This window comes from uncultured Campylobacter sp., assembly GCF_938018145.1.
GTDB lineage: Bacteria > Campylobacterota > Campylobacteria > Campylobacterales > Campylobacteraceae > Campylobacter_A.
This window is the reverse complement of the sequence record NZ_CALIII010000003.1, coordinates 1-5,893: the sequence shown is the minus strand read 5'-3', so window position 1 is coordinate 5,893 and position 5,893 is coordinate 1. Positions and strand designations below refer to the sequence as shown.

The following is a 5,893-nucleotide window of genomic DNA, read 5'->3' as shown; positions in this document are numbered from 1 at the left end:
CTTGGCGTCGATAAGCTAGCCGAAGACGAGCTAAGCGACATCTGCAAAGAGGTAGCAAATCTCGCGATCGGCTACGCTAAAAATCTACTCAACGAACACGAAGCAAACGCCTATAAACTAGGCACTCCAGAGTATCTAGGCAGGACGAGCTTTCACGTCAAACTAGACGACAAACGCGTCTATAAGATCAAAAATAGAACATTTCAAGTAGGATACAAAAAAATATGAGCGAAGAACTACAAGAGATAAATGCCGTAGAAACGGCGTTGCAAGGGGTTCAGGAGATGTTGCAAGAGCGCGGCGGGCTTTTTAAAAGCTACGACGAGCTGATGGATATCGGAGTGGATTTTATCTCGGAGCTAGGCACGACGACTATTAGCGTAAAGCAGCTTTTAAAGCTCGAAGTAGGCTCGGTAATCGACCTAGAAAAGCCTGCCGGCGAGAGCGTGGAGCTTTTTATAAACAACCGAATTTTCGGCAAGGGCGAAGTAATGGTCTACGAAAAAAACCTCGCCATCAGGATAAATGAAATCCTAGACTCAAAATCCGTCATCCAGTACTTTAAACGAGAGCAACTATGAGGATTTTCGCCGCGCTTTTGTTGTTTTTCGTAGCGCTTTGGGGTTCAAATTTATCCACATATAACATCTACGAGCGCAGCGACCGCGTCGATATCATGCTTAGCTTTGATGCGCCTTATAGCGGAGCGATCCTGCAAGAGCGCAAAGACGGCGCGATAACCCTGCTTTTTAAAGACCTGCAAAACGATCAAAATATCGAAAAAAGCGTAAATTCAAGCATACTGCAAGAGCTTTTGTTTGAGCCTAGGGGCCAAAATTTAGCCCTCGTGATAAAAAGCGACGCTCAGGTGGCCGTTAGCGCGTCAAAAACCACCGACGGCTTTGGCCTGCGCATACGCGTGACGCCTGAAAATGCAGCGAACTCAGCCACCGCAACTGCGCTCTCGCCGCAAGAAACTAGAGAAAATATAACCGAAACGACGAATTTATCAGGAGATCAAAACGCATCAAATTTGACCTCGTCCGCTCAAGGTGCAGGCCTAAATTTAGGCGTGCAAAACGGCGACGTAAATTTTATGACGCAGGGTATGAGCGATATGATCGATTATAGATATTACTCGGTTTTGGGCGTTTTGGCGCTACTTTTAGTCGTGCTTTTGTTCGTCAAGGCAAAGCTAAAAAATAAGCAAAAAACGATAAAAACAAAGCGCGAAAACGGCTGGTTTGAAAAGGTAAAAAGCGAGGAAGGCGTGGAGATAATCTACGAAAAACCACTTGATGATACGAACAAAGTCGTTCTTTTTCAGCACCTTGACAGACGCTACCTCGTGCTAACAGGTACGTCAAACGTGCTTTTGGATAAATTCGGCGAAGAAAAGATGACGAGCGAGCAGGACTTTCAGAGCTTTTTTGAAGAAAATCAGAAAAAGCTAAACGCCTACATCGAAAACCGCCAAACGCTAGACGCATACAAGGATAAGGCAAGTATAGACTAAATTTGCCTTTTTAAAATTTGATGAAATTTACCACAAGTTTCATCAAATTCCTCCATTAAATTTCACGCAAAACAGATCGCAAAAGTATCCGGTTTAGTCATCTTTTTGATATTTTCCTTCGCCATAAACAGCTCCTTAGCGCCGTAAATTTGTAAAGTATGGTTGATAAACTCAAACTCCAGCTTCTTATGAGCGCAGTTTGCATCGAGGTTTTTAGCAAGCGCGAGGATAAAACTCAGCCAGCGCACGACATCCTCGCTCGGTAGCAGGTTTTTAAATCGCTCAAATTCGCTCGAGGTTTTCTTGCCGTTTTGTGCGATGATCGCGGCGACTAAGCATTTTTGCGCATGCGAAAAGCCGTAGTTTAGGGCATTTAGCACAAAAAATGCTGAGCTAGCGTGCTCGCCGTAAAATCCCAAGCACTGCGCCACGCTATGCAATCTAGCAGCCACCGCCAGCTCGCTCTCGTAGCGCCCATCAAGCCCATGCAAAGGCTCTAGTGCTACAAAGAGGTCTTTTGCGTATTTTACGATCGTCTTGTTATCATCTAGCAAAAATCTATCCTGCAAACTCCTCACGCTCGGGTTGAAATTCGGCGGAAATTTACGCGTCGGACGCAAGATATCGCTCAAAAATACACCCTCTCTAAAGCCCGCACCGCTAGTATAGATATTTTGCGCACCCACTGCATCCACTGCGCCTAAAAAGATGAGCGCGCCCTCTCTAATCGTATCGAAGCGGTCTTTTTTGATGCCAAATTTCCCAAGCTCAAGCACGCTCGCTCGGGCTAAATTTTCGATGAAATTTTTGTGGTTTTGAAATTTGTAGGCAAAGTTGTGCACCGTTTTTAGCGGGTAGTCTTGCGCCGACATGATAGCAGAAGATATCGCGCGCAGGCTACCGCCGATGGCGACTATGTTTTTGCTTTTAAAATTTTTAGGCAAGCTTTTAAACGCCTCTTTGATAAAAGGCGCTGCGGCGTTTAAATTTTTCTTATCGAAAAATAGCTCCTTTAGCCTCACGGTGCCTAAATTTAGCGACACGGCATCAGTTATCTTGCCGCCGCTAACAAGCGCAAGCTCGGCAGAGCCTCCGCCGATATCAAGCGTGACAAACTCGTCTAAGGACTCAAGCAAATTTAACGCCGCCACGCCGCCAAACGTCGCCTCGTCCTTGCCGCTAACGACCTTTAAATTTATCCCAAGCTCTTTGCGCGCCATACTTATGAGCAGGCCGGCGTTTGGAGCGTCGCGCAGAGCCGAGGTGCCCATGGCGAAAATTTTCGAGCATTTGTAGTTTTGTGCGATATTTTTAAACTCGCTAAGCGCCTCGCAGGCCTTTTGCATCGACTTTTGGGCGATCTCGCCGCCGTGCTCGTACGCGCCCTCACCTAGACGTACCTTCATCTTAAATTCGCCGATGATGTGAAACGCGTAACGCGAAGTTTTCTCAAAAATCGCCATTCGCATCGAATTTGAGCCTAGATCTATGACGGCGGTTCGTTTTGCCATTTATTTGCCTTTATTATTTTTATTTATCGCTAAAGTGATGGTTGATACCGCGCCGCTGTGCCCGTCGGTGCGGTTTTTGATAGCTACCGAGCCGCCCAGAGCCTGAGCTGCGCCCTTAGCTAAAAATAGCCCAAGTCCCGCTCCGCCCTTATCGCCGAAACGCTTAAACGGCGCAAAAAGGTCCTTGCTCTCGTCGATACCACAGCCCTCGTCTACGACCTCGATGATAAATTCGTTTTCGCTAAGACGCGAGCGTAGCGTGACCACGGCGCCGCGAGGAGAAAATTTGATCGCGTTTTGGACGAAATTTTGAATAACGTGCGTTAAAAGCGTCGTTTGTAGCGTCATTTCAAGACTGCTAGGCGCAAAATCAGTCGCTATATCCTTGCCCTCGCCGCGAGCTAAAATTTTAAAATTATTCGCAGATTGATTTAAAAACTCGATGATATCGATGCGCACGGCCTCCTCAAACTGCGCGCCCTCCTGCCGCCCGATCTCCAGGATAGAGCCGATCATTTTGTTCATCTGATTGATGGCTTCGTTGTTGTTTTTGAGCGCTTCGATGTATTTTTCGCTCTCGCGCGGCTTTATTAGCGTAACTTCGTTTTTGGTTTTCATCACCGCAAGCGGCGTTTTTAGCTCGTGCGCGACGCCGACGAAAAGCTCTTTTTGATAAAGTACGAACGTTTGAATGCGCTCGATTAGGCGGTTTAGGCTTTTGCCTAGCGGCTTAAACTCGGGCGGTAGCTCCTCAAGGCTCACCGTCTGCAAAAACCGCTCGTTTAAATTCGTCATTTTTCTGCTTAAAATTTTAATCGGCACCAGCAGCATCCGCGACAAAAACAGCACGTAAAAAATAATCAGAAGTATCGACGTAGCGTTTACCATGATGATGTCGATTAAAATTTGATCTATGAGTTTGCTTTGATGGGTGGTGTCTTTGGTTAGCGCGATGCTAGTATCGTCCATATACGGGTAAAATAACGTCAAATGGGTCTTTTGGCCGACACTTTCCGTGACGAAATAAGGCGATACCGTTTTGCCCTCGACGAGCTTTGCCCTCGTGGGACTATCGTTTAGCGTGAAGTATTCAAACGGTTTTTGTACTTTAGATAAATTTGCGCTCGTGGATAAAATTTTAGCTTCGTATGCGAGCGATTGCGAGATACCCTCGTATATCGTGACCTTGATATACTGATATAAAAGAACGGAGATGATGAGAATTAGCATCGTAGAAGCCGATGCTAATTGCACTATAAACCTAAATCTTAGGCTTTTTTGGGAAAGCAAAATCTATACCCGCGTCTTCTGACCGTCTCGATAGTCGAGATATTTAACGGTTTATCCATTTTTTGGCGGATTTGATTGATTGCTACTTCGATTACGTTTGGAGTTACGAGCTCAGGCTCCTCCCAGATCGCGTCTAGTAGTTGCTCTTTGCTGACGATCTGATCGCTGTGGCGCGCAAGGTGAGTTAGCACCTCAAACGGCTTACCTTTTAGCTCGATATCTTGACCTAGGTAGGTGATTTTCTCCTCGTCCGGATCGATGATAAGGTCGTCTATTTTGATAACGTTCGTACCGCCAAAGCGCAAACGAGCCTCGATCCTAGCTACCAAAACGTCGAAATCAAACGGCTTTTTGATATAGTCGTCCGCACCAGCTCTAAATGCCTTAACTTCGCTATCTTTATCGTCTTTAGCAGATAGTACGACGACTGCGGTGCGCGGAGATTTGTGTTTGATGATGTTGATCAGATCCACGCCGTCGCCGTCAGGCAGCATCCAATCAGTCAAAACCAAATCGTAATTTCTAATACCGATGTAGTATTCAGCATCCTTGAAATTCTCCGAGCTGTCGGTCTGATAGCCGAACTCTTGCAAGCCCTCGGCGATGGTTTTGTTTAGAGTTACCTCATCTTCAACTATTAAAATTCTCATTTTTTCCCTTCAGTGAAATTTGTTGGGATTGTAGCATAAATTAAGCAAGATTTCAAGATACTTTAAAAAAAATTTAATATTTAAACTCGGCTCTTGCGCCAACCATCGCATTTTTGACGATCTCGATTTTTAAAATTTCCATTTTCAAAAAGCTAAGCGAGCTAAATTTTTCCTTCAACTTTTTTGCGCAAATTTCAAGCGAGCTCTCCACGGTGCCAAATTTCTCCCGCGCATAAACTTCCTCGATCAAATTTATCATTTCCACGTAGTCTATAAACTCGCCGCTTTCAAATTCCGCGCTCACTCTTACCTTTTGCGGCGTCACGCGCTCAAAATCAAGCAGCCCGATGATCGTGCCAAATTCGTAATCTTTGATAATGGTCGTCAAATTACGCGCTTTTCTTGCCCTGTTATCAGGCGTTTGATGTTTGGCAGGTGCTTGTAAACGACCAAAAACGCGATCAAAAATATCGGCGCATAGGAGTCGATGCCAGGGATCTGCGGCTGCAACGCAAAAGTCGCTACGATAAACGCCGCAAGCGCGGCTAGAGAGGCGAGCGATGAGATCTTAAGCAGCTTGCCCACGACAAACCAAACCCCAAGCGCGATAGCGATCTCAAGCGGCAAAAAGACCGCTAAAACGCCAGCTCCCGTGGCTATGCCCTTACCGCCTTCAAATTTCAAAAACGGCGAATAGCAGTGCCCGAGCACAGAAAGTACCGCCATCGCCCAAAGCGTCGCAGGAGCAAGGCCTAAAAATTTCGCGATCAGTATCGGCAAAACGCCCTTTAAAACGTCGCAAACGACGGTCAAAATCGCGATTTTTTTAGCGAGTTTGGGGTCTTTTTGCTTTAGCACGCGCAAGACGTTGGTCGCGCCGATGCTGCCGCTGCCTTCGCTTCTGATGTTCACCCCACCGAAGATAT

Annotated in this window: 7 protein-coding genes and 1 pseudogene; 3 read left to right on the top strand and 5 right to left on the bottom strand. The window is 46.2% G+C overall.

Annotated features, from left to right (window positions below):
- The 3 genes and pseudogenes from Q0338_RS00075 to Q0338_RS00065 all read left to right on the top strand — a co-directional run.
- Positions 1 to 228 (top strand): annotated as a pseudogene (locus tag Q0338_RS00075) (restriction endonuclease); the annotation flags it as partial.
- 56 nt (positions 229 to 284) lie between these two features.
- Complete coding sequence (fliN, locus tag Q0338_RS00070) at positions 285 to 581, top strand: flagellar motor switch protein FliN (RefSeq protein ID WP_034957998.1); 297 nt, start codon at positions 285 to 287, stop codon at positions 579 to 581.
- On the top strand, positions 578 to 1,516 hold the full coding sequence (locus Q0338_RS00065; RefSeq protein ID WP_298084992.1) for an excinuclease ABC subunit A: 939 nt from the start codon (positions 578 to 580) through the stop codon (positions 1,514 to 1,516). Before fliN ends, Q0338_RS00065 begins: the two co-directional genes overlap by 4 nt.
- A gap of 62 nt (positions 1,517 to 1,578) precedes the next feature.
- Here Q0338_RS00065 and Q0338_RS00060 read toward each other — a convergent pair whose 3' ends face one another.
- From Q0338_RS00060 to plsY, 5 genes are all read right to left on the bottom strand, one after another.
- A complete protein-coding gene (locus Q0338_RS00060; RefSeq protein ID WP_298084991.1) occupies positions 1,579 to 3,027 on the bottom strand; it encodes a Ppx/GppA phosphatase family protein in 1,449 nt (482 codons plus the stop codon).
- On the bottom strand, positions 3,028 to 4,257 hold the full coding sequence (locus tag Q0338_RS00055; protein WP_298084993.1) for a HAMP domain-containing sensor histidine kinase: 1,230 nt from the start codon (positions 4,255 to 4,257) through the stop codon (positions 3,028 to 3,030).
- Positions 4,258 to 4,295: 38 nt separating this feature from the next.
- Entirely contained in the window at positions 4,296 to 4,967 is a 672-nt protein-coding gene (gene hsrA, locus Q0338_RS00050; RefSeq protein ID WP_002947350.1) for a homeostatic response regulator transcription factor HsrA, read from the bottom strand.
- Between the two features lie 73 nt (positions 4,968 to 5,040).
- A complete protein-coding gene (locus Q0338_RS00045) occupies positions 5,041 to 5,355 on the bottom strand; it encodes a dihydroneopterin aldolase (protein ID WP_298084990.1) in 315 nt (104 codons plus the stop codon).
- On the bottom strand, positions 5,352 to 5,893 hold a 542-nt coding region (plsY, locus tag Q0338_RS00040), incomplete at its 5' end, for a glycerol-3-phosphate 1-O-acyltransferase PlsY (RefSeq protein ID WP_298084989.1). The genes plsY and Q0338_RS00045, both read right to left, overlap by 4 nt.

Coding starts and splice junctions, on each gene's coding strand:
- Q0338_RS00065 (WP_298084992.1), top strand. CDS start 578: ATGAGGATTTTCGCCGCGCTTTTGTTGTTTTTCGTAGCGCTTTGGGGT.
- hsrA (WP_002947350.1), bottom strand. CDS start 4,967: ATGAGAATTTTAATAGTTGAAGATGAGGTAACTCTAAACAAAACCATC.
- fliN (WP_034957998.1), top strand. CDS start 285: ATGTTGCAAGAGCGCGGCGGGCTTTTTAAAAGCTACGACGAGCTGATG.
- Q0338_RS00060 (WP_298084991.1), bottom strand. CDS start 3,027: ATGGCAAAACGAACCGCCGTCATAGATCTAGGCTCAAATTCGATGCGA.
- Q0338_RS00055 (WP_298084993.1), bottom strand. CDS start 4,257: ATGCTAATTCTCATCATCTCCGTTCTTTTATATCAGTATATCAAGGTC.